Here is a 25,746-nt window from a genome sequence, read left to right as displayed (position 1 = left end):
TTTCTCGCATTTGCCATGCCGGAGAACGGTATAGGCCCTGCCACCAGACAAATTCGATGCGATGGAACCCATTCCTCGACAACAGTGGCTGCGTTATTCTACCTTCTACGTCCAAACAATCATGCGGCCGACGACCCGATATCAAGGATTTACCTCGCTCGCTTCAAAGTATGCGGTCACTTGGCGATGCCCGGTGCCTTCAAATACCTCAATAACCGAGTACTCGGATACCGAGACATGCATCTACCCCGATTCGCCCGAACCAAGAGAATTGCAAATGTCGTCGCGCTGAGCGCTGCGCTTTCGCTTTCCCCCACCCCTGCTATGGTGGAGGCTTCCTCGCTACCTGATATGGGTGATGCCTCCGGCTCCGTTCTGACGCCCGAAAGAGAGCAGCGCATAGGCAAGGCGATGTGGCGCCAACTGCACCAGGCGGGGAAAATCATTGACGCTCCCGAACTCGCCGGCTATGTGCGCTCGCTCGGCTATCGATTACTGGCGGCCGGAGAATACGGCCCCCGCGATTTCACCTTTTTCCTGGTGGACGCCCCCTCCATCAACGCCTTTGCCATGCCGGGCGGCTATATCGGCATCCATGCGGGTCTAATCACCGCTACCCAAAACGAGGATGAGGTGGCAGCGGTCATGGCCCATGAAATCGCTCATGTCACGCAGAACCACCTGGCGCGCGGCTACGAAAAAGCCAACCGCATGAATCTGCCGATGACGGCGGCAGTGATCGCTGCAATCCTGCTCGGCGCCCAGAACCCGCAGCTGGCGGAGGCGACCATCGCCGCCACCACGGCCGGCGCGGCACAGATGCAACTCGATTTCACCCGTGCGCACGAAAAAGAAGCGGATCGTCTCGGCATCGATACGCTGGCGGCGGCCGGTTACGATCCCCGCAGCATGGCGGGATTCTTCCGAAAACTGGAAGAACAGAGTCGTTATTACGGCAGCGGTGTGCCTGAATTTCTCCGAACCCACCCGGTCAACCAATCCCGCATTGCGGATGCCGAAGGGCGTGCTCGGGTCTTTCCCGACTCTTCAAGCCAGCCGCAAACCGATTACTGGATTACAAAAGCCAGACTCGAGGTCCACCTATCGGACGATCCGGCTGCACTCGCCCGCCGGGTGGATTCCCGACTGGATGCCGGGCGCTCAACCAACCGACATGCCGATCGTTTCACACTCGCACTGGCCCTCAGAGCGAGCGGCGAGCTCGGGGCCGCCAGGAAAATCTTGAAGGCCTTCGTAGAAGAGGCTCCCGAACGCATTGCCTACCGGACCGAACTGGCCCGCCTGGAGATGGAAGATGAGCGCTACGACCTGGCTTCGCAGCTTCTGGAGACTGGACTCGAACTCTACCCCGACAATCCGGAGCTTCTACTGGCTCTGGGTGAAATCCATCTTCATGCCGAAGCACCCGAAAAGGCGCGACGCCGATTCGAGAGGGCGATTCGCACCAATCTCGATACCGCTCCCGAAACCTACAAGCATCTCAGCCGTGCGGAAGCGGCGCTTGGCCACGAGGCGGCATCACGGCTGGCACTGGGCGAATACTATTTCCGGATCGGTGAGACTCACAGCGCAATCGATCAGCTCACCGCTGCGCAGGACTACGCCGGAAATGACTTCTATATTGCCTCCCGCATAGGAGCACGTCTGAAGCAGTTCAAACGGGAGGCTGAACTCGAGTCGCAGGATTAAGGTGCAACTTATTTCCTTTCTAAGACAAGGTCTTCCGGCCAATCCACCCCTCCGAACAGGGTTTGAATTTCAGTATCAGCTAATATATTTTTGCAGAAAAAATAACGAGTTAGACCACAATCAAGGCTTGCCATCTGAATTGCTTCGTATATCCTAAAGAACGTGTTGAGCTAATTTCGCCTTTAAGCTCGTACCAAAGTTAAGGATAAAAACCTGCCGCTTGTTGCCAAACTCCGGCATGTAGTGATTTCACGGATGTTGTCGGACTGTCCAACCCCACAGGACAGATAAAAAACCACTGGAGGAGGAGGAGAAGATGCGGAAACCATTAAAAATCATCACTTCCGCAAGCGCAGTCGCGGTAGTCCTCGGTACTTTTGCTATAGTGCCGCAGGTGACCGTTGCCGCCGAGCCGAGCGTTGTCGAACAGGGAAAACAGCTGAGCTTCAATAGAAAAAAGGGCAACTGCCTTGCTTGCCATCAAATCGATGATGGCGACATGCCCGGCAATATCGGGCCTCCGCTGTTGAGCATGAAGGAACGCTTTCCGGATAAAGACACGCTGCGTGCGCAGATTTGGGATTCCAACAAGAAAAACCCAAACAGCATGATGCCACCGTTCGGCCGGCACGAAATCCTGTCTGAACAGGAGATCGACAAGATCGTTGAGTACATCTACACGCTGTAATTTGAAAATCCATTAAACAACGAGGTTGTTGTCAACATGAAACGTCGCATTTTTCTCAAGGGGACCCTCGCAAGCGGAGCCGTTGCAACCGCCGTGAGCGCCGGTCTTCTGAGCCCCCGACAGGTGCTGGCCGCTTGGCCAAAAGACGCGTTTGAAGCCGAGAGCGTACAAGACGCGCTCAAGGGACTCTACGATTCTGCCCTGACCGAACCAAGCGATGCAGTAAGCATCAAGGCCCCGGATATCGCCGAAAACGGCGCAGTGGTACCGATCAGTATATCGGCCGATCTGCCGAACGCTGAGTCCGTTTCCATCATCGCCGAGAAAAACGGAACACCGCTGGCTGCTTCCTATCAGCTGGCCGCCTCTGCCAGGCCGTCTATCTCCACCCGTATCAAGATGGGTGAGACCTCCAACGTCATCGCTGTTGTTAAGGCCGACGGCAAGGCTTACAGCGCTCGCAAAGAAGTCAAGGTCACCATCGGCGGCTGCGGCGGCTAAACAGTCCAGCCAAATACCGAATCTGGAGGAAAACACAAGCAATGTCCAAGACCATCAAAATCCGCGCCCAGCAGAAGGGCGATATTTGTCAGGTGAAGGCTCTCATCAAGCACCCGATGGAAACCGGCCTGCGCAAGGACAAGAAAACGGGCAAAAAGATCCCCGCCCATTTCATTCAGGAAGTGAACTGCGCGCATGAAGGCGAAAAGGTCCTCACCGGCCTTTGGGGTGGTGCCGTGTCGACAAATCCCTACCTCGCTTTCGAATTCGAAGGCGCCAAAAAGGGCGATAAGGTCACGCTGAGTTGGGCGGATAACCAGGGCGAGTCCGATTCTGTCGAGACCACGATCCGCTGATCGGGCCGAATAGCCCGTTCAATAAAATAAAAAATACCCCATGTCGTATTCGGAGGATGGAGGATCCTGCTATGAAAAAGCTGATAGCCGCGGCTGCAGCACTGGCCGTTGTCGCCGGTAGCCCCCTGGTCGCTCAGGCGTCACCGGAGGAAGACCAGAAAGACTTCCAGGCGCACTACATGAAGCGCTTCCCGGGTGTGCCACTGGACGAGTACACAAACGGCGTATATGCCGTCAATGAGGATGCCCGCTCATCCTGGGAAGCCATTGAGGACTTCCCGCCTTGGGATGAAGCGCTTGTAAAGGGCGAACAGTTCTTCAATGAAAAGTTCGCCAACGGCAAGAGCTACGCCGACTGCTTTCCGAACGGCGGTATCGGTATTCGTCAAAACTACCCCTATTTCGACTCCGAATCCGGCGACATAAAAACGCTGGAAGGGGAGATCAATGAATGTCGGGAGGCCAATGACGAAAAACCGCTCAAATGGAAGAAGGGCAAGCTGGCGGCCATCTCCGCCTACATGGCTTCGACCTCCGACGGGAAGAAACTCGATGTCGAAGTGCCGGACGATCCGCGGGCGCTGGAGTGGTACAACAAGGGCAAGGAGTTCTACTACACCAAACGCGGTCAGTTGAACCTGTCCTGCGCCAACTGCCACGTCGACAATCCCGGCATGCGTATCCGTTCGGATACATTGAGCCCCGCGCTCGGTCACCCGAGCCATTTCCCGGTCTGGCGGATGAAGTGGGCTGCCAAGGATAGCAGCGACGACCTGGGTGGTCTCGGAACCATGCACCGACGATTCGGCGGCTGCAACAAGCAGGTCCGGGCCAAACCCTTCCCGGCCCAGAGTGATGAGTACAAGGCACTGGAGTACTTTCTTACTTACATGAGCAACGACATTCCCGTAAGTGCGTCGAGAACACGTAAGTAAATCAGTACATTGCCTGAACCAAAACCCGGCTACGGCCGGGTTTTTTTATGCGCCACCCCTGTCTCGTACATGCTGCTGCCGACCATCACACAGGCGGTCATTCAGAGAACAAGGGCTCCGCTTTGTCCGTGCCGTAATCTGCCGTTCCCCGGCTCGCCGACATGGTGCTCCCGCGCCGTGTTCTCCGCCCTTGTGGGGGCATTCGGAAACCCCCACTTCAACTAACATAAAGTATTTATTATCGAACCCGCCATTTGAACTGATACATGCTTATTCCGTAAGATAGTGAATTCCCCAACTCGAGCATCGCAAAATCTTCATGGAATCAGCCGCAGCCCCATCTGACAAACAGTGCAGCCTCTACTGGTACAAGATTTTCCCGTTTCTGCGCTGGCTGCCGATGGTAAATCGGCATACGCTACGGGCGGATGCGGTTGCCGGGCTAACCGGGGCGATTCTCGTTCTTCCCCAAGGTGTCGCCTTTGCCGCAATCGCAGGAATGCCTCCCGAGTACGGTCTTTATGCCGCGATGGTGCCGGCCATCATCGCTGCTCTGTTCGGCTCCTCCTGGCATCTGGTGTCAGGGCCGACGACGGCTGCCTCCATCGTACTTTTCGCGTCCCTTTCCACCTTTGCCGAACCGGCCTCATCCGAATTCGTAAGCCTGGCGATCACACTGACGCTCATGGTCGGTATCATTCAGTTTGTCATGGGAATGGTGCGCCTCGGGACTTTGGTGAACTTCATCTCCCATTCTGTCGTGGTCGGCTTTACCGCCGGTGCCGCGATTCTGATCGGTACCAGCCAGATCAAGAATTTCTTCGGTCTCGAAATGGAGCGGGGACTCCATTTCCATGAAATGGTCATGCAGTTTTTCAGCCGGTTGAGCGAAATTAATCCTTACGTCACCGGCATCGCCGTTGCCACACTGGTGACCGGAATCCTGGTGAAGCGTTTTATTCCCAGGGTTCCCTATATGATCGCGGCATTGGCCATGGGCAGTGTCGTGGCTGCGATTCTCAACAATCGTTACAGCGCGGAACTGACCGGGATCAGCAGCGTCGGCGCCCTGCCCGCCTCGCTCCCGCCCCTGTCGGCACCGGATCTGAGCCTCGAGACCATCCGTCAGTTGGCGCCGGTGGCGGTTGCAGCCACGCTCCTGGCGTTGACCGAGGCGGTCTCCATTGCCCGCTCTCTGGCGGTGCGCTCGGGACAACGCCTCGACGGCAATCAGGAGTTTCTCGGTCAGGGCCTGTCGAATATCGTGGGCAGCTTTTTCTCATCTTACGTGGCCACCGGCTCCTTCAACCGGTCCGGCGTCAACTACGATGCAGGGGCCCGCACCCCGCTGGCAGCCGCCTTCGCCGGCGTGATGCTGATGGGCATCGTGATTCTCGTCGCTCCCTACGCCTACCTGCTACCCAATGCGGCGATGGCCGGCATTCTGTTCCTGGTGGCGTGGGGTTTGATCGATTTCCACCACATCCGGCACATTCTGCGGGCAAGCGGCTCGGAAACAGGGGTTTTGGCAACCACCTTCTTCTCGACACTATTTCTCGAGCTGGAGCTGGCCATCATGCTCGGCGTGATGCTCTCTCTGATTATCTACCTGTCCCGAACCTCCCGGCCCCAGGTGTTGCCGCGCGTACCGGATCCATCCCACCCCAAACGCGCCTTCACTACCAATAGCTCTCTGGCGACATGTCCCCAGTTCAAGATCATCCGCATCGATGGTTCCCTGTTCTTCGGGGCCGTCGATTATGTCGAACAGCGCTTTCAGGCCATCGACCCCAGGGAACACCTGCTCGTGGTCGCCAAGGGCATGAATTTCGTCGACATGGCAGGAGCCGAGCTGTTGGCTAAAGAGGCCAGCCGACGCCGGCAGGCGGGCGGCAAGCTTTACCTGTACGAAGTGAAGGACAAGGTCTGCAACATGCTTCGTCGCACCGGATTGATAACCTCCATCGGCGATGAAAACATCTTTAACTCCAAGACCCGGGCACTCGAGTGCGTGATAAACGATCACCTGGATCACGCCGTCTGCCGCACTTGCCGGCATCGCGTTTTCAATGAGTGTGAAAAACTCGCGGTCCGCGAAGCCAACGCCTAATCGGCACAGCGTTCAGTACCCAGCCATGTCGTGGTAGTATCGAGCCGGCGGCAGCACATAACCGAGGAGCCCATGCACTGGCGCGAGTCACTGAACAGCATCGCCAATAACCTGTCCCGTAACAGTTACGGACTGTTGGCTCGGTGCGCCGTGTTGTATCGGGATCAACGCGACATCTGTGAAACGGCGGTTCATCGCCGACTCCCCGATCGCATTCCCATTGCCTACAAACTGGCGCTGGTATTCACTCTGCTGGTGGCAGGCGGTATGACATTGCTCGGCCTTCTGGTGGGCAGCAATCAGACTCGTTTGCTTGAACAGCAAATCCAGACCTTCGGCAACACACTGGTCGGTCAGGTGGCCGATTCCATTGAAGAGCCGCTGCTGGCAGGCGACACACTGACGCTGCAGCTCGCCGCCAACAACCTTATCAAGGACAAGACCGTCCTTGGTGTCGGTATCTATTCGGATGAAGGGTTGCGCATTACACATACCGGTATCGTACCGCTTTCGAACCGACTTGAAGCAGCGGGGATCGGACTCACAACCAGAGACCGACAGCGCATAGACTGGAGCGTTCCCGGTAAAAAATCGCCACAGGCATTAACGGCGTTCGTGGCACCGGTTCGCTACCGCGATGTCACTGCCGGCTACGCCCTGCTCGCTTTCGATCGCTCTCTGCTTGAACAGGCCAAGACTGATACCATCACTGCGGTCAGCGCCACCACCTTGTTAATCGTACTTTTGGGAGTAGGGGCTTCTTTCTATCTCGGTGGACGATTGACACGACCCATCCACCAGTTAATCAATGCCAGTCGCGCCATATCCGAAGGGAAGTATGACTTCCGTTTCACCGGTCGCCGCAATGACGAAATTGGTGTACTGATGGATGCCATGAACAGCATGGGCGAGGGGCTGCTCCGCAAGGAGCAGGTGGAACAGGTATTTTCCCGCTATGTCTCCCCCAACGTAGCGAGACAGGTATTATCGGAACTCGAAAATGTCGAGCAGGTCCAACTGGGGGGCAGGCATGTCGAAGCGAGTGTATTATTCGCCGACATCGTCGGCTTCACCAGCATTTCGGAAAAGATGACCCCTAAAGAAGTCAGCCACTTGCTGAATACCTATTTCACTCAAATCGCCCGCGCCGTAGACTTCTGCGGCGGCCATATTGACAAGTACATGGGCGATTGCGCCATGATCGTCTTTGGTGTCCCGGTCCATCATGAAGATCACGCCTTTCGGGCTACCGCCTGTGCATCCATGATCATCGCACTGACTGACGATCTCAACCGATGTCGGCAACAAAAGGGCCTGCTACCGGTACACTTTCGCGTAGGTCTTAATAGTGGAAGGATGCTGGCCGGTAACATGGGGTCGGCGGACCGAATGGATTACACCGTGGTCGGCGACGCGGTAAACCTGGCCTCCCGACTTTCTCACGCCGGCGAACCGGGTGAAATCATCATTACCGAAGATATGGTTGCGATGAAGGGCGTTGCCGGACGTGTTGTGGCGGAGAAGAAAAGTACTATCAGCTTGCGGGGCAAAGAACACCCCGTCGCCATTCTGCGCGTCACCGACATCAATGATCCCTTCCGTGATGAAATGCTGGCCGAGAACCGCCGGATTCTCGAAACCCTGGCGTCCGAAGCCGCATGAATCGACTATCGCGAACACTACTGGTCTCAGGCATGGCTGCGCTGCTTGGCGGCTGCTCGGCACTGGGCGCTCTCCCGGGACTGAAGGGCAACGATCTGGATTCACAGTTGGATACCTGGATCGTCGAGCGCCAGTATGGCCGGGCCTTGAATGCCCTGTCGGCCATCGACCCGAAGGATCCGCAATACTCGCGGCTGGCGGAGAAGCGGCGGAAAGTCGAGTCCCTGGCGAAGACGTATGAAAAGGAGATGGTCGAGCAAGCGACCAAGCATATGGAACAGGGCAACTGGGCCGGGGCGCTGAACGCCTATGACAGGGCCCTCAGAGGGATGCCGGACAGCACCTACCTCAAGGATGGCCTTGCAGAATTACATCGCAAGCAATCCTCTCTGGTGGCCGAACAGCGTCTGAACCTGATGGTGGCCCGAGCCCGCTTCCTGGAGCGCGCACTTCCCGTTTACGAACGAATAGCCCGTATCGACCCACGCGACCAGGACGCCGGCAGAGCACTGAAGGAACACCGCCGTTCCATCCGGGAGACCGCCGAACATCTGGCCCGAACCGGCAGTGCAGCGCTCGAAGCTGGCGAATACGAGGTGGCAGAACGCACACTGCCTCTGGCAGCCTCTATCTCCAATGATGAAAGGGTCCAAAGCGCCCACACCAGACTCAAGGAGTGGCATGCAGCTCGAAAACGGGCGTCCCAAGAGGCCCGCGAACGCAGGCTGAAGCGTGCCGAAGCCAGAAAAGCATCCGCCCACCAGCACTTCGACGAGCTTATGAGCGAATACCGGCGCACCTATGAGGATGGCCAGTATCAAAACGCCCGCAAGATTCTCGAGAAACTGGAAGAAACCACCCTCCATCAGTCCGAGGTCGAGAGCGAGCGCAAGCAATTGGAGGTCGCAATCGATATCGAGGTTGACCGCCTCTTCGAAGAGGGTGTGACCTACTACAGCCGCGGTGAGTTCGAGCGGGCGGTTCAGCTCTGGAAACGCATCCTCAAACTGCGTCCGGAACACCGTCCCGCCATGGACAACCTCGACCGTGCCGAACGCGTGCTGGAACGTCTGAAGCAGCTGCGCGAAAAGCAGGCGCAGCGAAACTCGGCTGAAAACGCCGAGACTTGACGCTCCCCCGGTGCACTTGTGGACGCACCGCTCTCCTGGGGCACACGAGACCTGCCAGCGGACACCCGTTTTCCTGAAAAAGATCGGCGATCCACCAAAGGCATTGAACCCAGGCTCCACCTGCCGTTACTCTTTTTGGCTATGGCTACGACATCCCACGCCACGCCCATTGATGCAGCCTATGCAATCCTGGAGGCCTCCGAGATGCGCTATCGGGGCCGTGTCATCGGTACTGTCGCAGCCCGGGACCCCAATGCACCGGCAGAAAACTATGCCGATTGCTTCGTGCGCGATTTCGTACCCTCGGCGCTGGTCTACCTGCTGGATGGCCGCGAAACCATCGTTCGTGACTTTTTGCAGACGGTGCTTGAACTTCGCCATCAGCAGGAGCGCTGGGCCGGCCATGAACCGGCCCCCGGGGTCATGCCTGCCAGTTTCAAGGTCGTCGGCGACGACCAGGGTGAGCGGTTGATTGCCGATTTCGGCGATCACGCCATCGGCCGGGTGGCGCCGGTGGATTCAATGCTATGGTGGATGATTCTGCTCCGGGCCTATGTAACCGTCAGTGACGATGCAGATTTTGCCCATCAACCCGATGTGCAGCGCGGTATGCGCCAGATCCTCGATCTGCTACTCAGGGATCGCCTGGAGGTCGCCCCTACTCTGCTGGTTCCGGACGGTTCGTTCATGATCGACCGCCGCATGGGGGTTTACGGCCATCCGCTGGAAGTTCAGGCCCTGTTTTTTGGTGCGCTCTGCGGCGCGCGCCAACTTCTGGAAACCACTGACGGGAACGAGGGGCTGGTACGACGGGTCGATCAACGACTTCGGACACTGCGCACCTACATCCGTATCTACTACTGGCTAGACGTGCCCCGCCTCAACGAAATCCATCGCTACAAAACCGAGCAATTCGGGCAGGAGAGCGTCAACATCCTGAACATTCACCCCGAAAGCATCCCCGACTGGGTGCCCGACTGGCTTCCCGACGATGCCGGCTACCTGGTGGGTAACCTTGGGCCCGGGCGGATGGATTTCCGGTTTTTCGCACTCGGTAACCTGCTGTCCATTCTATTTGGGCTCTCTACTGATGAGGAGGCGCAGCGCATAATGCTTCTGTATGAGGAGCGCTGGCCCGACCTGATAGGCACCATGCCCGTCAAGATCAGCTACCCGGCCATGGAAGGCGAAGAGTGGCGCCTGATGACCGGCAGCGATCCCAAAAACGCACCATGGTCCTATCACAACGGAGGCAACTGGCCTGCACTTCTGTGGACGTTCGTCGGAGCGGCCGTCAAGGTTGGACGTACCGATCTGGCAGAAAAAGCCTACGCCCAGGCGGCCGAGCGGCTTCCTGCCGATCGTTGGGCGGAGTATTACGACGGGCGCCACGGACGACTGGTCGGGCGTCGCTCCAATCATTTTCAGACCTGGTCCGCCACCTCCTTGATACTTGGGGAGAAATTCCTCAGTGAATCGACTCAGCTGAGGTCTCTGGGTCTCTACAGCCACTGAAGGCCTTTAACCGCTCTGGTGAGCCCAATCCGGCCCCATTTTCCTTCCGCAAGCCGTCACACACCCCATTCGCTCCGAAATCGCTCCCAAAATCCTATCGCCTTAGGGCTCCATGTAACGCGCCACGCACCCAGGTGCTGCAGACCTCGATTTTCACGAACAACAACCGGCAAGCTCCGGGACTGGAGCGCAAAGACGCCCCAAGTCCATACATCTCCGGACTTAGGGGCCAATCTGTGAACCGAAAGAGGTCCCGCATTGGCCGAATACGATAAACAGGAAACCGATTCCGCAATTGCGCCCTGGCGCCTACTCTTTTTACCAAGGGTGTTCGTGAAATTAGAGGAAAAAATGTGAAGTCACTGATGGCGCTATGCCTCTGCGTACCGTTTTTCACTTCCGGCTGTAGTGTCGATGCGCCGCAACCGTCGGACTCGCCAGCAGCGGCTTCGCTCGAGACCGGAGAGCTATTGGTCCGGTTTGCGGACGACATCAGTAGGGCCGAGGTCATGCGGATTACCGAAGACCAGGGGACCAGCGTTGTCCGACAGCAGCATCGCAACCTCTACCTCATTCGCATCCCCGAGGGTACGTCCATGGAAGACGCCATACGCCGGTTGACCGCAAGGCCCGAAGTCGTCTATGCCGAACCCAATGTTCGCCACCGTCCCTACACACGCTAATTTTCGGGAACACGAATAGATGATTACCCGCTCAACCCTGATCCTCATTGCCGGACTGTGGTTCGCCCCATTCGCCAGCGCGGCCTCAGGGAGCCCTACAAAGGCAGAACAGCCGCTTCCCTACCGTCCCGGCGAGCTGCTGGTCAAGTTTCAGCCGGGGACCGATGCGCGGGCCAGGGCGCTGGCAATGGCACCGGTCAATGGCAAGCGCGCCCAAACCTTTCGACGATTCGGCGTCGAAAAATGGACGCTCCCCGACAATACCGATGTTGCCACGAGCGTCCGCCAACTGCAGGCCTCCAGACAGGTCGTATACGCCGAGCCCAATTTCATCCACCAGCCACATGAAGTATTTCCCGACGAACTGGACGAGCGGCAGTGGGGGCTTTACAACACCGGAAAATCGCTGTCTTCAGGCAGTATTGACCCGACCGACGGCCTGCCCGGGGCAGATATGGACCTGCCCCGGGCGTGGGATCTGCAAACGCATGCGGACAGCGTCGTCATCGCCGTAATCGACAATGGTATTCTGCTCAGCCATCCGGACCTCGAGGCCAACCTCATCCCGGGGTGGGATTTTGCCGCTGATGATGCAGACCCGACTGCCGGTCCCGATGAGATCCACGGCACTCTGGTAGCTGGTACCGCCGGGGCGCGGGGTAGTAACGGCACCGGGATCACCAGCCCGGCACAGCGGGTGCAAATCATGCCCCTGCGTACCAATTACAGCGTCGCCCAGCTTATCGCTGCCTACCAGTATGCGGCAGACAACGGCGCGCACATCATCAATGCCAGTTATGGTGGTGCCTATTCCCAGGCGGAATTCGATGCCATTGAACAGCTGGAAAAGGAGGGAATCCTGTTCCTCGCCGCCGCCGGAAATGGCGGCTACAGCAATGACGCCATTCCCAATGCACCCTCGGGTTATGACCTGCCCAACGTGCTTTCCGTGGCGTCGAGCCATCCCCAGGACGGCCTCTCCGTCTTCACGCAAATCGGACCGCGGAGCGTCGACCTCGCCGCCCCGGGTTCCAGCATCTACACGACGAGCTGGACCCGAAATGAGCAGGGCGACCGGGTGGCCACTTACCAGTTTGCCGAGGGCACTTCGTTTTCCGCGCCCTACACCGCGGCCGTAGCGGCGCTGGTCAAGGCCGAGCGCGAATCGCAGGGTGAAAACCCTCTCGATTACCGGGAGATGAAGGGAAGACTCCTGGCGGGGGTGGACCCTATCACCAACGGCAAGCTGGCCACCGACGGGCGGGCGAACGCCCACGGCGCCATGACGATCTCTCCCCGGCCGGTACTGGTGATCGCTGACTGGCACATCGACGACGCTGCCGGCAACAGCAATGGCGAACTGGACCCGGCGGAGAGCGCGACACTACGGGTCAAGCTCTCCAATCAATGGCACGATGCCGCTGTGGTGACCGGCATCCTCCGCAGCCTCGCCCCGGACCTGATCGTCGTCGATGACAGCGACAGCCTGGCTTCCCCCCTGTCTCAAGGAGCGGAGGCCGAACTGGCCTTTACCGTTCGCATGGCGGGGGGCGCAAGGGCCCATCAGCACCTGCCCCTGGAACTTTCACTTTCCGATGGCGATTACGAGGTGACCCGCCGCTTCGCCCTCGAGTTCGGTTCCCTTGCACCCGAGGAGGGTAAGCTCACTCTGGATGAGCGAATCCGTGAGTCGAGCCATTGGGACCAGGTACACGGTTTTCACTTCGAAGTGCCTGAGGGTGCAAGAAACCTGACGGTCACCACCACCAGTACGGCCTCGGGGGCGGAAGTCGATCTGCTGGTGCGCCATGGGGCCCGTCCGGAGCCACAATTCTGCTACTGGTACACGCCCCTGCCGCCCAACTGCATGGACAAGGACACACTAAGAAGCGTAGGAAGCACGAGTGATGAGGCCATCACCATCGCCGAACCCTCACCGGGAATCTACTATGCCAGCGTGATTTTGTTCATCCCCACCGAAAAGGTCGGCTACGTACCCAGCGAGATGCCTTACACCCTCAGCGTCCGTTTCGACCCGCCGTCCGGCGATGGCGGAGGGGGTGCCATGCTGTGGCTGATTGCTGCGCTACTGCCCGGTCTGACGGTCCGACGTCGAATTCGGGGCAAGGTGCGAAAGGCCATCGCCTAATCCGTGGCGACAAGTCCCGTCCGGTTCGTTCCGTAAAAGCCCGACTCCTCCGGCGAATGGCCGGAATCAGCCGGCAAACAGGACCCAGAGGGCCATTGCTATCGCAACCAGCGCGACGCCCAGGGCGATATTCACCAGCCAGCCCAGTCGGGCACGTTCAACTTCGGCGGCACGTTCGGCCTTTTCCACCTGCAGGGCGACGGCCCGAAGCTGTTCTCCAAGCTGGGCAATGAGGTTGGCATTTTCCGCGTTCAGCGCCTCCAGGCGAAGCAGACGCTCGGAGGCGGTGCCCGAGGGCCGCTCCGTGGCCCCCGCTCCGGGTTCCCGCCCCTTTTGCCATTCCGCATAGAGACTACCGGCCGTGGTAATGACGGGCCCCAGCGCTTTCAGGATGGGGATCACCTGGATAGCCATGCATCGCTCCTCTGTTTCGCCGGGAAGGCTGGAAGTCGGGTGCACCCCTTGTGCACCGTCGATTGTAGCCGCAAGCTCGACCGGCATACAGCCGCACCGAACGTGGGCCCGCTCGATCCGAAGCCGCGCAAGGCCTTAGCCTTTCACCTCCACCTCTGCAGCATCCACCCGCTGCAGACCACGAGGCAGCTTGTTGCCGCGCCGCCCACGTTCGCCCCGGTAATGGTCCAGATCCGACGATTTCAGGGTCATATGCCGTTTGCCGGCATGCAGCACCAGATGGGCTCCCGCCGGCAGGACCACCAGGGCAACGACGTACTCTTCACGGGCCGCCACCTTAGACGCCGGAATACTGATGAATTTGTTGCCCTTCCCCTTGGCCAACTGTGGCAGTTCGGAGAGCGGAAATACCAGCAACCTTCCCTCGATGGTGATCGCCGCAATCGAGTCACTGTCTGGGTCGGAGACCGGCTGGGGCGGCAACACCTTCGCCCCCATCGGCAACTTGAGCAGCGCCTTGCCGTTCTTGGTACCCGCCACCATGTCGGCGTATCTGACCCGGAAGCCATAACCGGCGTCCGAGCCGACCAGGAACTGCTCGTCCGGGTTTGCCATGATGGCCGCACAGAATTCGGCACCGGCCAACGGATTCACCCGCCCGGTGAGCGGTTCCCCCTGTCCTCGTGCCGAAGGCAGACTGTGGGCCGGAATCGAAAAGCTGCGGCCGGTGGAATCGAGGAAGGTCACCTGCTGATTGCTCTTGCCCCTCGCGGCATCGCGGTAGCTGTCGCCGGCCTTGTAGCTCAGGCCGGCAGGATCGATGTCGTGCCCCTTGGCGGCACGCACCCAACCCTTGGCCGAGAGAACGACCGTCACCGGTTCGGCCGGAATCAGTGCTGTCTCATCCATGGCCTGGGCCGCCTCGCGCTCGACAATGGGCGAGCGGCGCTCATCACCGTACTCTTCGGCATCGGCCGTAAGCTCCTTACGCACCAGCGTCCGCATCCGCTGGCTGGAGCCCAGCGTCTTTTCGAGTTTTGCCTTCTCCGTGGCCAGTTCCTCCTGCTCGCCCCGGATCTTCACCTCCTCCAGGCGGGCGAGTTGACGCAGCTTGGTATCGAGGATGAAGTCGGCCTGGACCTCGCTGAGTTCGAAACGCGCCATCAGCACCGGTTTGGGCTCATCTTCGGTGCGGATGATATGAATCACTTCATCGATATTCAGGAACGCAGTTAGCAGCCCTTCCAGCAGGTGCAACCGCTTTTCGACCTTTTCGAGCCGGTGCTCCAGGCGCCGCCGCACCGTACGCAACCGGAATTCAAGCCACTCAGTGAGCATACTGCGCAGGTCCTTGACCCGCGGGCGTCCATCCAGACCAATCACATTCATGTTGACCCGATAGGTGCGCTCCAGATCGGTGGTGGCGAACAGATGCCGCATCAGATCCTCCAGGTCCACCCGGTTGGATCGCGGCATGATCACCAGTCGGGTCGGGTTTTCATGGTCCGACTCGTCACGCAGGTCCTCCACCATCGGCAGTTTTTTGTTCTGCATCTGCTGCGCGATCTGCTCCAGCACCTTGGCCCCGGAGACCTGAAACGGCAGTGCGGTAATCACCACCTCGCCCTCCTCGCGCTCCCACTTGGCGCGCATGCGCAGCGAACCACCACCGGTCTGGTACATCTTCAGCAGATCCTTGCGGGGCGTAATGATCTCTGCCTCGGTGGGGTAATCGGGTCCCTGGATATGCTCGCAAAGCTCCTCCACTGTCGTCCGTGGCGATTCGAGCAGACGAATACAGGCCGTGGTCACCTCCCTCAGGTTATGAGGTGGAATATCGGTGGCCATGCCGACGGCGATACCCGTGGTGCCGTTCAGCAGCACGTGCGGCACCCGTGCCGGGAGGACGGAGGGCTCCTCCATGGTGCCGTCGAAGTTGGGAGTCCAGTCCACGGTGCCCTGGCCCACCTCGGCCAGCAGCAACTGGGAGAACTTCGCCAGGCGCGCCTCGGTATAACGCATCGCGGCGAACGACTTTGGGTCGTCGGGTGCGCCCCAGTTGCCCTGCCCGTCCACCAACGGGTACCGGTAGGAGAAAGGCTGCGCCATCAGCACCATGGCCTCATAGCAGGCCGAATCGCCGTGGGGATGGTATTTGCCTAGCACGTCGCCGACGGTACGTGCCGATTTCTTGTGCTTGGAGAGGGCGCTGAGCCCGAGTTCACTCATGGCATAGATAATGCGCCGCTGAACCGGTTTGAGGCCGTCGCCGATATTCGGCAAGGCCCGGTCCATGATGACGTACATCGAGTAATCCAGGTACGCCTTTTCGGTGAAAGCCTTCAAAGGCAGCCGCTCTACGCCTTCGTAATTCATCTCGGTCGATTCAGCCATGCGCAAACCCGCGGTTAAGATCAGTTAAAAAGAGCGCCGGAACGCCGGCTGCTAATCGTACCGGTACCGGGCCGGCCACGGCAATCGGGAAACCCGCGCAGCTGGCAGCGAGACAGTGTAAACGAGGCATTTTAATGTTTAGACTGCAAGGGAAGGGGCCGGTTTGTGTAAAACCGTTGATGGTCGGTGGGTGCGGCTCCCCCTACCTGGGAGACGGCGCATCTAAAATGGCGAGGCTTCCCTGCCTCACCTAAATACTTCAGGATGGAAGCTCTCTCACCGCAATGAAGGTACCGAAATCGGGTAATCATTGGACAAGACGGAGAAGAACACTTCGAGGTCCGTATAGGCCGGATCGCCCGGCGGCAACGGCTGTGCGCGCATCTGCTTGTGGCAACGCTTAAAGCGCAGGTGCAACGGCTCCAACTCCCCCACCGGCGTCCGGTAGGTCGGATAATGCGCCACATCACCGAATGGGGTTGTAGGAACTTCGCCGCGCAACTTGTGTCCCATCACACCTCCCGGAGTGTGGCAGGATGCACAGGCAAAATTGAGCTGACCAATACGCTTGTAAAAGAGCTTTTCGCCACGCTGGTACGCCTGCTCTACGGGAGCCGACGAAAGGTCAACCTGAATCGGCTTTCCTGCGCTTAGCGATTTCACGTAAAGGGCGATGGTGGTATTGGCTGGCGAGCCTTGTTTGATCTTCTTCGGCAAATGGGTCTGCGAGCAGTGTTCGATGCGGGCCTCGACCGTCATTATCCGCTCGAGCTTCTCATCATATTTAGGATAATTTGCAGCAAGTCCGTCCAGCGATCCCTTACCCTCCGACAAACACTTGAGAAACTCCGGTTTCTTGCTGCTCCACGAGTCCACCATTTCCCGGCCTTCATCCACCCCGATGTGTCCCGGGTGGATATCGATCCGGTCACCATCCTTGTGTTTATGATTCAGCTTCCAGACCTTGTCGGGATCATTCTGCAGTGCAGCATTTTGACTCAGGGCCTCTTCGCTACCCCAGTACTGAATCGTATTGGAAAACGCTTCATCTCCCCAGACCCCGTGTGCTGGAACAATCGCAGTACGCGGATAGGTATCCTTCGCCGCTTCGACGGCCAGGGCGGAGGTGGCAAACATACCGGCAAGTACGACAAAAATGGCTTTCAGTTTCATCATGCACCCCTTAGCGCGACGCCCGCAGGAAAGCAGCAACGTCACGGATTTCGCGATCGGTCAAAACCTCATTTGTTCCAAATGGAGGCATCACGGTGTCTGGAAACTGCCAGCGATTATCGTAAATCATCGCGTATATTTCGGCGGCAGTTCGACCTGAGGAACCGTATTGGCTCAAATCCGGTCCACGAGTACCTGACTGCGACCCGCCTTTCATTCGATGACACGCCAGGCAGTTACCCTTTTTCCGCTTGAAGGCGATTTGTTTACCCCTTTCCGGATCACCCAAAGAGAGGTCTTGCGGCATCTTTTTCACGACCGGCCGCACCCCGATTTTTCCGCACGGTGCCGTGTAACTCAGACATGGGAACTCCGAAGGTTTTGTCACCTTCTTCTTTTGTTCCGCCGTCACCTGTCCGCTGACCGCCAGCATGACGCATACAGGCAACAAAAAACTTATTACGCGTCCGATAGACATATCCCCATCCTCCTGGTTTTTATTACTACTATCCGAGAGCAATAATTACTGAACCCCTCCTGAAGAACTTGCCGCCGCAGTCATTGCGAGGAGCCTCGGCGAGAAGTAATCTCTACTCCCAACTCCGAGACTGCCGCATCGCTGGGGCTCGGCTTTGGCATCCTCGAGAATAGGTTCCCGACATTCTCTATTGCCACCATCCATGGCGGCATGGGTCGCTCTACCGCCTACATTTCTGTAGGCGTCCTCCTGAATAACTTGCCCTTTCCTGCTGTCATTACGAGGAGCCCCGGCGACGAAGTAATCTACTGCTCCCAAAACCCCGGATTGCCGCGTCGCTGGGGCTCCTCGCAATGACGGCTAAGAGTTCTTCACTGATTCGGGCCTGCGCAGCAGGGGGTACGGCACGCAAGGAAAAAACTCAGTCCCCGCCGATAGGGCGACGCGTCAACCAAAAACCTGAGACTGCGCCTTGCACTGACAGAAAGGATCAGCAACCGCGCCCTGCCCGAGAACGTGACTTGCAGGCAAGATAAACTGCGCGGGCCTGCCCCCTGCCCGCGCAGTTGCAGTAATTCGGGAGTCAAGCGACCTCGGCTTCCCCGGACTCGCTGCCGCCCTGGTTATCAACCCAGGTCAGCGTTACGCGATCGCCCTTATCGGCGCCGCGGAAGCGAAAGGTGAAGTACGGATTCTTCGATACGGAGGCCCCCCACTGTGCACTCATCACCTCTTTACCGGCATGCTTGCAACTCACTTCCTGGATAAAATGCGCCGGGATCTTCTTGCCGCTCTTCTTGTCCTTACGCAGGCCCGTCTCCATCGGGTGCTTAATCAAGGCCTTGACCGTAGTTAGCTCGCCGTTTTTATTGGCACGAATCATGATGCTGCCAGCCATTGCTGTTACTCCTGTTCTTGCGTTTTAATTGGCTGATCGTTCAGCCGCCACAACCACCGATAGTGACCTTGACCTCCTTGCGGGCAAAGAAGGTTTCATCTCCCACCTTCACCGTTGCCAGCACGTCAGAAGTTCCGGCCATTTTCAGGCGAGTGGATACATAACCGTCTGTGTTGTCGGACATATGAAATACTGCCGCGAGGGGATTCGTGTTGTTGACGACAGCTATTCCGATACTCTGGACATTGGCCATGCCGGTAGTGACTGTCACCGGCACGACCGCACCGTTTTCCGCAATCTCCGGCACCTGGATTTGAATATCATCACTGGCCTCGAGGCTGGTATTGCCATAGATGTTCTGCAGAAAACCATCCACCTTTTCTGCCTTGAAGGCTTTTTCAGGCCAGGCCGCCAGGACCCGGCTGGGCTTCAACAATCCAGCGCCGGCGGCGATCGCCATCGTAGCGCCCGCAAAAGAGCCTTTAAGCAAGGTCCGGCGCTTCATGTTTGTCATCATTCTTTTACTCCTGTCATTAATGCTTGTTACCAGCAAAACCTTGTCACTTTCGATAGAGCCGACCTGTGCCTGCTGTAAGTTTTTTAACAGACCTTGGTCACCTGAGCGAACACCAACTGCTGGTTGTCATACTGTTTCCGAAGGTTAATTACTTTGCGTCGGGAAACGGAATTTTTTTCAACTGATAGGTGGCGTGGCATGCCACACAATACCCATACAACTCGCCAAGCTGTTCCAGGGCCAGGTGAGTGTCAGCCATACTGCCGGCGTCCAACTCGATGGCGTCGTAGGTGGTATGCACCTTGCCCGCTAACTGTTTAAAGGTCTCCGGCAGTTTGTTTACGACACGAGGAGGTATCTCGTTGGCAGCGCCACTTCCCATGGTCTTTGCCGCAGCCGCCACCTGATCAAAATCATCGCGAGCCAAACCATCGGCGATCTGCTGAATCGCCACTACAAAGTTGCGCATCTCCTCTAACACCATGTAATGCTCATCCGGCGGCAATTCCAGTACGATCCGCTGGTCGGGATCTTTTTGTTGATTCGGTACTGGTTCTCCTCGCGCCGCGCAGGCCGTTACGGAGCTAACCCCGACCGCGCCCATCAAGCAAATTGCGACCAGCTTTCCGTTTATACGCATTTCATACCTCTTCTATTTACACCACTGGAAACAACAAGAATCTAATAAAAATTCAAACTATCAGAAAAAGTGCATTATCCGCAGGCCAAGCACATCACCGACGGTCGACGTGGCGTTTTCCGCGTTCTGGGTCTTTACTTCCGCTATGTTCGCATTGGAATGTTCCACGGCATTGGGTGCCTCCGAGTCCCTAAACACGTAGTTCAGGGTCAGGCGCGTCTTGGGACTTATGTGATAATTGGTACCGACGGCAAACTCGGTGATGATGCGCTCATCCGAAGGACTCCATTTGGTGTTGGCCGCCGTCTCATAAAGGAGATTATTACGTGACCAGCGCGCGTCGAACTGCCACTTTTTGTTCAGATAGAACCCGTAATCAATCGTGGTTCCACGCGCCTTGTTGCCCTCTTCCGCTGCAATCTGTATCTGACCGCCATACGGACAGTCGGTGCAGCTGGTCACCGCAGACTGTAGCACCATGCCATCCGCATACATCAAATCAACTGCGAATCTCTGCTTGTATCCGCCGAGCTTGCCCAGCGCTTTCATACCGACGCCGTAGCGGATGCGGTCAAAGTCCTCGCTGTCAGTTCCGTCGGCTTTGATGAAGTTGCGGACACCCTTCTGGTGATAGCCGTAGAACTTGATCCCATGCTTATATGGCCCTTTACCGCCAGGAAGGTCCTTTTCTGACGACCAGTACAGGTTCAGATCCTTTTCGCTATTGTTATCGGTCTGATGAATACCGTTCCCATTTCCGGCCATCACCGCATACGTATGCTGCCAGTCGGCGATGCGGAAGGCGTCGAAGAACTGAACGCCCCAATCCCGACCGACATCGGCATCGTAGGCTTCCGTGACAGGCGTACCCTGGTCCGGGATCGGTTTTGTTCCTTTTGCGTTGCCGGTGACAAAGCGCTCAATCTGATCGCGTCGCGTAAAGTCGGTCAAGTAGATAAAGTTGTGATTTTTTAGCGACTGCATGAGCTCTTCGGGTCCGGGCTTTTTGAACAGCCCCACTTTCAGCCGGGCCCGTGGAATGTGATTGAACGTAACACTGGCATCCGTCAGAGTCCCGATTCTTTCACGATCCGTATTCATCGGTAAGTAGGTCGCCGCATTGGAGCCGAACTGGGTAGTGATGAAGTAATTGGTCTTATCAGTGATCGGTCCGCGAGACCCCAGGACCAGGGCGTTCAGATTGAACCCGCTATCCTTGTTTTCGAGCTCCGGTCCGACACGACAGTTGTTTACGTAATAGCCGTTGTTCAGACCGGGACCCGCGTTCAGATCGCCATCCGGTGTGCCGTCAGGCTTGGCCATGCCGGACAACCGGTCGCACCCCACGAAGTTGGAATAGGTCAATGCAGCCGCACCGAAAAACCGTGGTTTGGAATTCGGCGGCTCGGTGCCCTGTATCATAATCCAGTTCACCGCGTAGACGTTGGCTGCAAAGGTAGCCAAAACCCCTCCCGCCAAGGCGAGTACACTTTTCTTCCACATGCGCTCTTCCCCCTTTGTGATAATCACGGATTGCGCTTACTGCACAAACCCATTTTTTTTCGCTCATCACGACACAAATGCGTCGTTGTCTTAATAATTAACGGGAGCAAAAGGAAAAGGTTCCAACTAAGTTTATAAAAAATTATCGACAATAATCCGCAACTCAAAAACAAGACGGGCAACACATACAATCTTAATAAACCAATATTTAAATATAATGATAGTGTTAATAAAAATTCACAGGCACAGTTGATGACGTCGCTTTCAGATGGGGATTGCTTTAAAAGCGAAGGATTTGTTCTTCACTTCCAAGGAATACGCATACGGGCACTACCAACGACCCGGGTTGTACATGCGGGGCCTGGAAAAGGGCGAACCTTTACGGCCACAAAGGCCAGGATGCGACGGGGCCGCCGCACAGCCAGTTCAGGTATACAAAATCAGCGTGGGATAATTAGAAGTGCTAGTCGTGGGGATGGTGAAGCTCGTCGGCGAGGACTTTTTCGAGGGAGCCTATCGGGTTCTGCTGAATCAGCAGATCAGCCAACTTCTGGCGCTGGTTGGCGTCGAGTATTTCCCGCTCTGCCATCATCTGCGCAATCACGTAGTTTTGCTGCTGCTCCTGGACTTTAGAGATGGCCGCGCGCTGGAGCTCGATAAACTCCTGGTCTGGTGAATCGGAAAAGATCTCACGTATCATCTTTTCACGATGACCATGAATCTGCTTCCAGGCACGGGTCAAGTCGTTCATGAAGCCTTTTTCTTTTTCCTGCCAGATCCGCCGCTGCTCTCCCTCCAGCTCGAGATATTGAACCAGCATGGCATGACCCTGAGCCGGCTTGGGACCGAACCAGCTTTCGGCGAGATAGATGCCACCCATGCCAAGAACACCTCCATTCAGAGCCAGCGAAAGGATCAGCAGAGTTGGCAGGCAGTATCGTTTCATTGGGCGCGCACCTCGAAGCAAGCGTTGTTGTGAATGCACACCCCGCCAGGCGGAATTAGATCGAAGGCCCACATTCTGCCTGTCAATGGATCGGTTGACGATGCCGAGTGGGAAAAAACGCCATGGCCGACGAGTACGCCAATCGCCAGCATTATCCCGGCGGCAGCAGAGAGCGACACGGGGCTCCATCGACTCCAGCCCATCCCCATCACTTCAACCACATCCCGCTCGCATTTGATGCGTTCCATGATTTCCGGAACGAGGTCAATGGGCGGTGCATCTTCCTCGTTGAGCGCCGAACCCAGCAGGTGGATTCCGGAGACCGTCTCCCGACAGCGGACGCAACTGGACACATGTTCGTCCAGCGCAAACATCTCGACTGAAGGCAGCTCCCCATCCACATATGCAGAGAGCATCTCGATTTTCGGGCAAGGATCCGTCATGGTACTGTCAACCATATCCGCAGTTTTTGAATAGTTCGCACAGCTGCGCACGCGCACGAGCAATACGGGATTTTACAGTGCCTTCGGTCAAATCCAGCAACTTGCCTATCTCCGAGTAGGTCATGCCCTCAAGCTCTCGCAGAAGCAGGGGCTGGCGATAAATCTCTGAAATTCGGGTAAGTGCCTTCTCAAGAAAGAGACAACGTTCTGCAGTGTAGTGGGTATGTTCAACGGTTGGCTGTTCTGACACCGGTTCGTCAAGTCCAGTGAGTGACTGGTGACGATGGTCATGGCGGCGGCGTAATTCATCAATCGCTGCATTACTGGCGATCCGAAACAGCCATGCGCGGAACAGGGCCTGCTCATTCCATTTCGGCAGCGCTTTATACACCCGCAAAAAGGTCTCCTGTGTAAGATCACGCGCCTCCTCCCCGGAACCGACCATGCGTTTGATATAGCGATAGACACGATTCTGATAGCGCCGCACCAGCTCGGCGAAGGCGTCGTTGTCCCCGGCTCCGGACCTTTCGGCGCACTCTTCATCCGGAAGTTCGCGGACATCCCTCCGTTTGGACCTGCCCAAGCCACTCAGGATCGGGGCGATCGATAGAACAGACACCTTCAGCCGTACTCCGTAATCATTTATTGTCATAACGCTCTACAGACATAAAAGTTCCAGGTTTCGGTTCAGTTTCGCTACAGGCCAGACCCCCGTATTCCTTCCTCTCTCGCAAGCAACTGTTTCTTCTCCGAAAAAACAGCCAGGTGATCGCCGATCGCGCAAGCGGCAGGTGGCTCGATCGGGCCACATTCGTAGCAGGTCCCGCCAGGCCATTATTCAGGCGATGAATGTCGCCGTATGTTAAGGGGTTCACCTGTTCCGATCCGATGGCACCCCCGCCGGATACGATCAAATCGCTGTTCCCACAAAGGTACCTCTGGCCGGTATAATGCGGTGAGGTTTCTTTCGGAATATGTTAACGGAATATGAGCGACCCCCGCCCCTTCGAGCTACGTGCCGGTATGCAGCTGATGCAACGTCTGCTGTTGTGCGATACGGATGTCAAAAGCTTCCGTCGAGCACTGGAAGAGACCATTTCCAAAGCACCGGGCATGTTCCAGGGGGCGCTCGTGGTGCTGGATCTGATGCCGTTGCAAGGGACGGAATCACTGCCCGACTTCGTGGCGCTGGATGCCGCCTTGCGCGAGGCGGGCATTATCCCGGCCGGAGTCTGCAATGCCGGGCCGACGCAGTCAGATGCAGCACAGACTGCCGGCTGGCGATTACTGGGCGGGCAGCGGGAGCGGGCTGTTGAAGAGACTCCGGAACCGGAGTCGAAGCGCCCGCCGGCGCGCGTCATCACTCATCCGGTCCGCTCGGGACAACAGATCCATACCCCCGGTGATCTGATTCTACTGGCTCAGGTAAGCGCCGGCGCGGAGGTGTTGGCAGGGGGCTCGATCCACGTTCACGCGCCGCTGCGGGGGCGTGCGCTGGCGGGAATACTAGGGGACGAAAGGGCTGTTATCTCCTGTAGTGCGCTACATGCCGAAATGGTCTCTGTGGCAGGACACTACCGGCCCCTGGAGGAGCAGGAGGCTGACCAATACGGCGGGCCGGCGTACATCCATCTTGATGGCAAACAGTTGCGCATCGAGACCGTGTAAGATGTCCGGTGCGACCGAGCGCCCGTCCCAGTGCAGGACGGCGCCAATAAAGGCCGCGAGGCACGGGAACCTCCTATCGGCCACAACTTGTCAGGCGTGCCTGACCTGACTGATCACTAGTGCGAGCAAGAAGCGGGGAGAGCACATTGAGCAGAGTAATCGTTATGACTTCCGGCAAGGGAGGTGTAGGAAAAACCACCACAAGTGCTGCGTTTGCCACCGGCTTGGCCCTGCGGGGCCACAAGAGTGTCGTAGTCGATTTCGACGTGGGCCTGCGCAACCTGGATCTGATTATGGGTTGCGAACGGCGCGTGGTGTACGATTTCGTCAATCTGGTCCAGGGCGAGGCCAACCTCAATCAGACACTCATCAAGGACCGACGTGTCGATGGACTCTACGTCCTGCCTGCATCCCAGACACGGGACAAGGACGCACTCACTCGTGAGGGGGTCGGTCAGGTCATTGAAGAACTGAAGGCGGCTGGATTCGAATACATCGTCTGTGACTCGCCGGCCGGCATCGAAGGCGGTGCACAGATGGCCATGTACTATGCTGATGAAGCCGTCGTGGTCACCAACCCGGAAGTCTCCTCGGTGCGCGATTCCGATCGGATGCTCGGTATCATCGCCAGCAAATCGCGCCGTGCGGAACAGGGGGATGAGCCGGTCAGGGAGCATCTCTTGATCACCCGATACGCGCCGGAGCGGGTCTCCGGGGGTGACATGCTGAGCGTGGACGACATCGTCGAGCTGATCGGGATCGGACTGCTGGGCGTAATTCCCGAATCGGAAAGTGTACTACAGGCGTCCAACGCCGGTCAGCCGGTAATCCTGGATCAAAAGGACCGGGCGGGACAGGCCTATTCCGACGCCGTCGCCCGTTTCCTCGGTGAACAGGTACCGCTTCGTTTCGTCGAGGCGGAACCCAAGGGCTTGCTGAAACGACTCTTCGGTTGAGGTGAATCATGGGTCTACTCAAATACTTCCGCGAATCAAAGCCCAGCACCGCCAAGCTGGCCAAGGAGCGGCTACAGGTCGTGATCGCCCACCAGCGCGGCGAACGCAACAGTCGTTATGAGTTTCTCCCGGCCATGCAGCGGGAGATACTGGAAGTCATCCGCAAATACATCCCCATCGATCAGGAACAGGTCCATGTCAACCTCGAACAGGAAGGGGACTACGAGGTACTGGAACTGAATGTCACACTGCCGGACAAGCCTTAAGTAGAATTCGA

25 protein-coding genes are annotated in these 25,746 nt (G+C 57.5%); 14 read left to right on the top strand and 11 right to left on the bottom strand.

Annotation, left to right across the window (positions count from 1 at the left end; translation table 11 throughout):
* The first annotated feature begins 237 nt into the window (after positions 1-237).
* The 11 genes from BLP65_RS05235 (at position 238) to BLP65_RS05185 (ending at position 13,439) form a co-directional block, all read left to right on the top strand.
* Positions 238-1,710 (top strand): M48 family metalloprotease, encoded by a 1,473-nt coding sequence (locus BLP65_RS05235; RefSeq protein WP_175452452.1) that lies wholly within the window; start codon positions 238-240, stop codon positions 1,708-1,710.
* Between the two features lie 316 nt (positions 1,711-2,026).
* A complete protein-coding gene (soxX, locus tag BLP65_RS05230; protein WP_092993533.1) occupies positions 2,027-2,398 on the top strand; it encodes a sulfur oxidation c-type cytochrome SoxX in 372 nt (123 codons plus the stop codon).
* Between the two features lie 36 nt (positions 2,399-2,434).
* On the top strand, positions 2,435-2,899 hold the full coding sequence (gene soxY, locus BLP65_RS05225; RefSeq protein ID WP_092993530.1) for a thiosulfate oxidation carrier protein SoxY: 465 nt from the start codon (positions 2,435-2,437) through the stop codon (positions 2,897-2,899).
* A gap of 41 nt (positions 2,900-2,940) precedes the next feature.
* Positions 2,941-3,255, top strand: coding sequence for a thiosulfate oxidation carrier complex protein SoxZ (soxZ, locus tag BLP65_RS05220; protein WP_092993527.1), 315 nt, complete (start codon positions 2,941-2,943; stop codon positions 3,253-3,255).
* 71 nt (positions 3,256-3,326) lie between these two features.
* A complete protein-coding gene (soxA, locus tag BLP65_RS05215; RefSeq protein WP_092993525.1) occupies positions 3,327-4,190 on the top strand; it encodes a sulfur oxidation c-type cytochrome SoxA in 864 nt (287 codons plus the stop codon).
* 319 nt (positions 4,191-4,509) lie between these two features.
* On the top strand, positions 4,510-6,300 hold the full coding sequence (locus BLP65_RS05210; protein ID WP_092993522.1) for a SulP family inorganic anion transporter: 1,791 nt from the start codon (positions 4,510-4,512) through the stop codon (positions 6,298-6,300).
* 72 nt (positions 6,301-6,372) lie between these two features.
* Complete coding sequence (locus tag BLP65_RS05205; protein ID WP_092993519.1) at positions 6,373-7,962, top strand: adenylate/guanylate cyclase domain-containing protein; 1,590 nt, start codon at positions 6,373-6,375, stop codon at positions 7,960-7,962.
* Positions 7,959-9,092 (top strand): tetratricopeptide repeat protein, encoded by a 1,134-nt coding sequence (locus BLP65_RS05200; protein WP_092993516.1) that lies wholly within the window; start codon positions 7,959-7,961, stop codon positions 9,090-9,092. The genes BLP65_RS05205 and BLP65_RS05200 overlap by 4 nt, the downstream gene beginning before the upstream one ends.
* Positions 9,093-9,233: 141 nt before the next feature.
* Positions 9,234-10,607 carry a glycoside hydrolase 100 family protein gene (locus BLP65_RS05195; protein ID WP_092994335.1) on the top strand — a complete coding sequence of 458 codons (1,374 nt, stop codon included), beginning with the start codon at positions 9,234-9,236 and terminating at the stop codon, positions 10,605-10,607.
* Between the two features lie 353 nt (positions 10,608-10,960).
* Complete coding sequence (locus tag BLP65_RS16620; protein ID WP_139181424.1) at positions 10,961-11,290, top strand: S8 family serine peptidase; 330 nt, start codon at positions 10,961-10,963, stop codon at positions 11,288-11,290.
* 19 nt (positions 11,291-11,309) lie between these two features.
* Complete coding sequence (locus tag BLP65_RS05185; protein WP_092993510.1) at positions 11,310-13,439, top strand: S8 family serine peptidase; 2,130 nt, start codon at positions 11,310-11,312, stop codon at positions 13,437-13,439.
* Between the two features lie 66 nt (positions 13,440-13,505).
* Here the strand turns inward: BLP65_RS05185 and BLP65_RS05180 are convergent, their stop codons facing one another.
* The 11 genes from BLP65_RS05180 to BLP65_RS05130 form a co-directional block, all read right to left on the bottom strand.
* Entirely contained in the window at positions 13,506-13,853 is a 348-nt protein-coding gene (locus BLP65_RS05180) for a hypothetical protein (RefSeq protein WP_092993507.1), read from the bottom strand.
* 135 nt (positions 13,854-13,988) lie between these two features.
* Positions 13,989-16,247 (bottom strand): DNA topoisomerase IV subunit A, encoded by a 2,259-nt coding sequence (parC, locus tag BLP65_RS05175; protein ID WP_092993504.1) that lies wholly within the window; start codon positions 16,245-16,247, stop codon positions 13,989-13,991.
* A 276-nt stretch (positions 16,248-16,523) separates the two neighbouring features.
* A complete protein-coding gene (soxA, locus tag BLP65_RS05170; protein WP_175452451.1) occupies positions 16,524-17,420 on the bottom strand; it encodes a sulfur oxidation c-type cytochrome SoxA in 897 nt (298 codons plus the stop codon).
* A gap of 10 nt (positions 17,421-17,430) precedes the next feature.
* Complete coding sequence (gene soxX, locus BLP65_RS05165) at positions 17,431-17,898, bottom strand: sulfur oxidation c-type cytochrome SoxX (protein ID WP_092993499.1); 468 nt, start codon at positions 17,896-17,898, stop codon at positions 17,431-17,433.
* Between the two features lie 583 nt (positions 17,899-18,481).
* Entirely contained in the window at positions 18,482-18,796 is a 315-nt protein-coding gene (gene soxZ / locus BLP65_RS05160; protein WP_092993496.1) for a thiosulfate oxidation carrier complex protein SoxZ, read from the bottom strand.
* A 40-nt stretch (positions 18,797-18,836) separates the two neighbouring features.
* On the bottom strand, positions 18,837-19,313 hold the full coding sequence (gene soxY / locus BLP65_RS05155) for a thiosulfate oxidation carrier protein SoxY (RefSeq protein ID WP_245688240.1): 477 nt from the start codon (positions 19,311-19,313) through the stop codon (positions 18,837-18,839).
* A 148-nt stretch (positions 19,314-19,461) separates the two neighbouring features.
* Complete coding sequence (locus BLP65_RS05150; protein ID WP_092993493.1) at positions 19,462-19,953, bottom strand: hypothetical protein; 492 nt, start codon at positions 19,951-19,953, stop codon at positions 19,462-19,464.
* A 60-nt stretch (positions 19,954-20,013) separates the two neighbouring features.
* Entirely contained in the window at positions 20,014-21,456 is a 1,443-nt protein-coding gene (locus tag BLP65_RS05145) for a hypothetical protein (protein ID WP_092993491.1), read from the bottom strand.
* A gap of 463 nt (positions 21,457-21,919) precedes the next feature.
* Positions 21,920-22,402: a periplasmic heavy metal sensor gene (locus BLP65_RS05140; protein WP_175452450.1), complete on the bottom strand. Its 483-nt coding sequence runs from the start codon at positions 22,400-22,402 to the stop codon at positions 21,920-21,922.
* Positions 22,399-22,845 (bottom strand): anti-sigma factor family protein, encoded by a 447-nt coding sequence (locus BLP65_RS05135; protein WP_175452449.1) that lies wholly within the window; start codon positions 22,843-22,845, stop codon positions 22,399-22,401. Before BLP65_RS05135 ends, BLP65_RS05140 begins: the two co-directional genes overlap by 4 nt.
* Positions 22,846-22,852: 7 nt before the next feature.
* Complete coding sequence (locus BLP65_RS05130; protein ID WP_092993482.1) at positions 22,853-23,497, bottom strand: RNA polymerase sigma factor; 645 nt, start codon at positions 23,495-23,497, stop codon at positions 22,853-22,855.
* A 335-nt stretch (positions 23,498-23,832) separates the two neighbouring features.
* On the opposite strand from BLP65_RS05130, the gene minC reads away from it, so the two are divergent.
* From minC to minE, 3 genes are all read left to right on the top strand, one after another.
* Positions 23,833-24,513: a septum site-determining protein MinC gene (gene minC, locus BLP65_RS05125; RefSeq protein ID WP_092993479.1), complete on the top strand. Its 681-nt coding sequence runs from the start codon at positions 23,833-23,835 to the stop codon at positions 24,511-24,513.
* A 146-nt stretch (positions 24,514-24,659) separates the two neighbouring features.
* The gene (gene minD, locus BLP65_RS05120; RefSeq protein WP_092993476.1) at positions 24,660-25,469 is read left to right on the top strand and encodes a septum site-determining protein MinD; all 810 of its coding nucleotides are present in this window, start codon (positions 24,660-24,662) and stop codon (positions 25,467-25,469) included.
* An 8-nt stretch (positions 25,470-25,477) separates the two neighbouring features.
* A complete protein-coding gene (minE, locus tag BLP65_RS05115; RefSeq protein ID WP_092993473.1) occupies positions 25,478-25,735 on the top strand; it encodes a cell division topological specificity factor MinE in 258 nt (85 codons plus the stop codon).
* The last annotated feature ends 11 nt before the right edge of the window (positions 25,736-25,746 follow it).

This window comes from Thiohalomonas denitrificans, from assembly GCF_900102855.1.
GTDB classification, from domain to species: domain Bacteria; phylum Pseudomonadota; class Gammaproteobacteria; order Thiohalomonadales; family Thiohalomonadaceae; genus Thiohalomonas; species Thiohalomonas denitrificans.
This window is presented reverse-complemented; position numbering and strand designations above follow the sequence as displayed.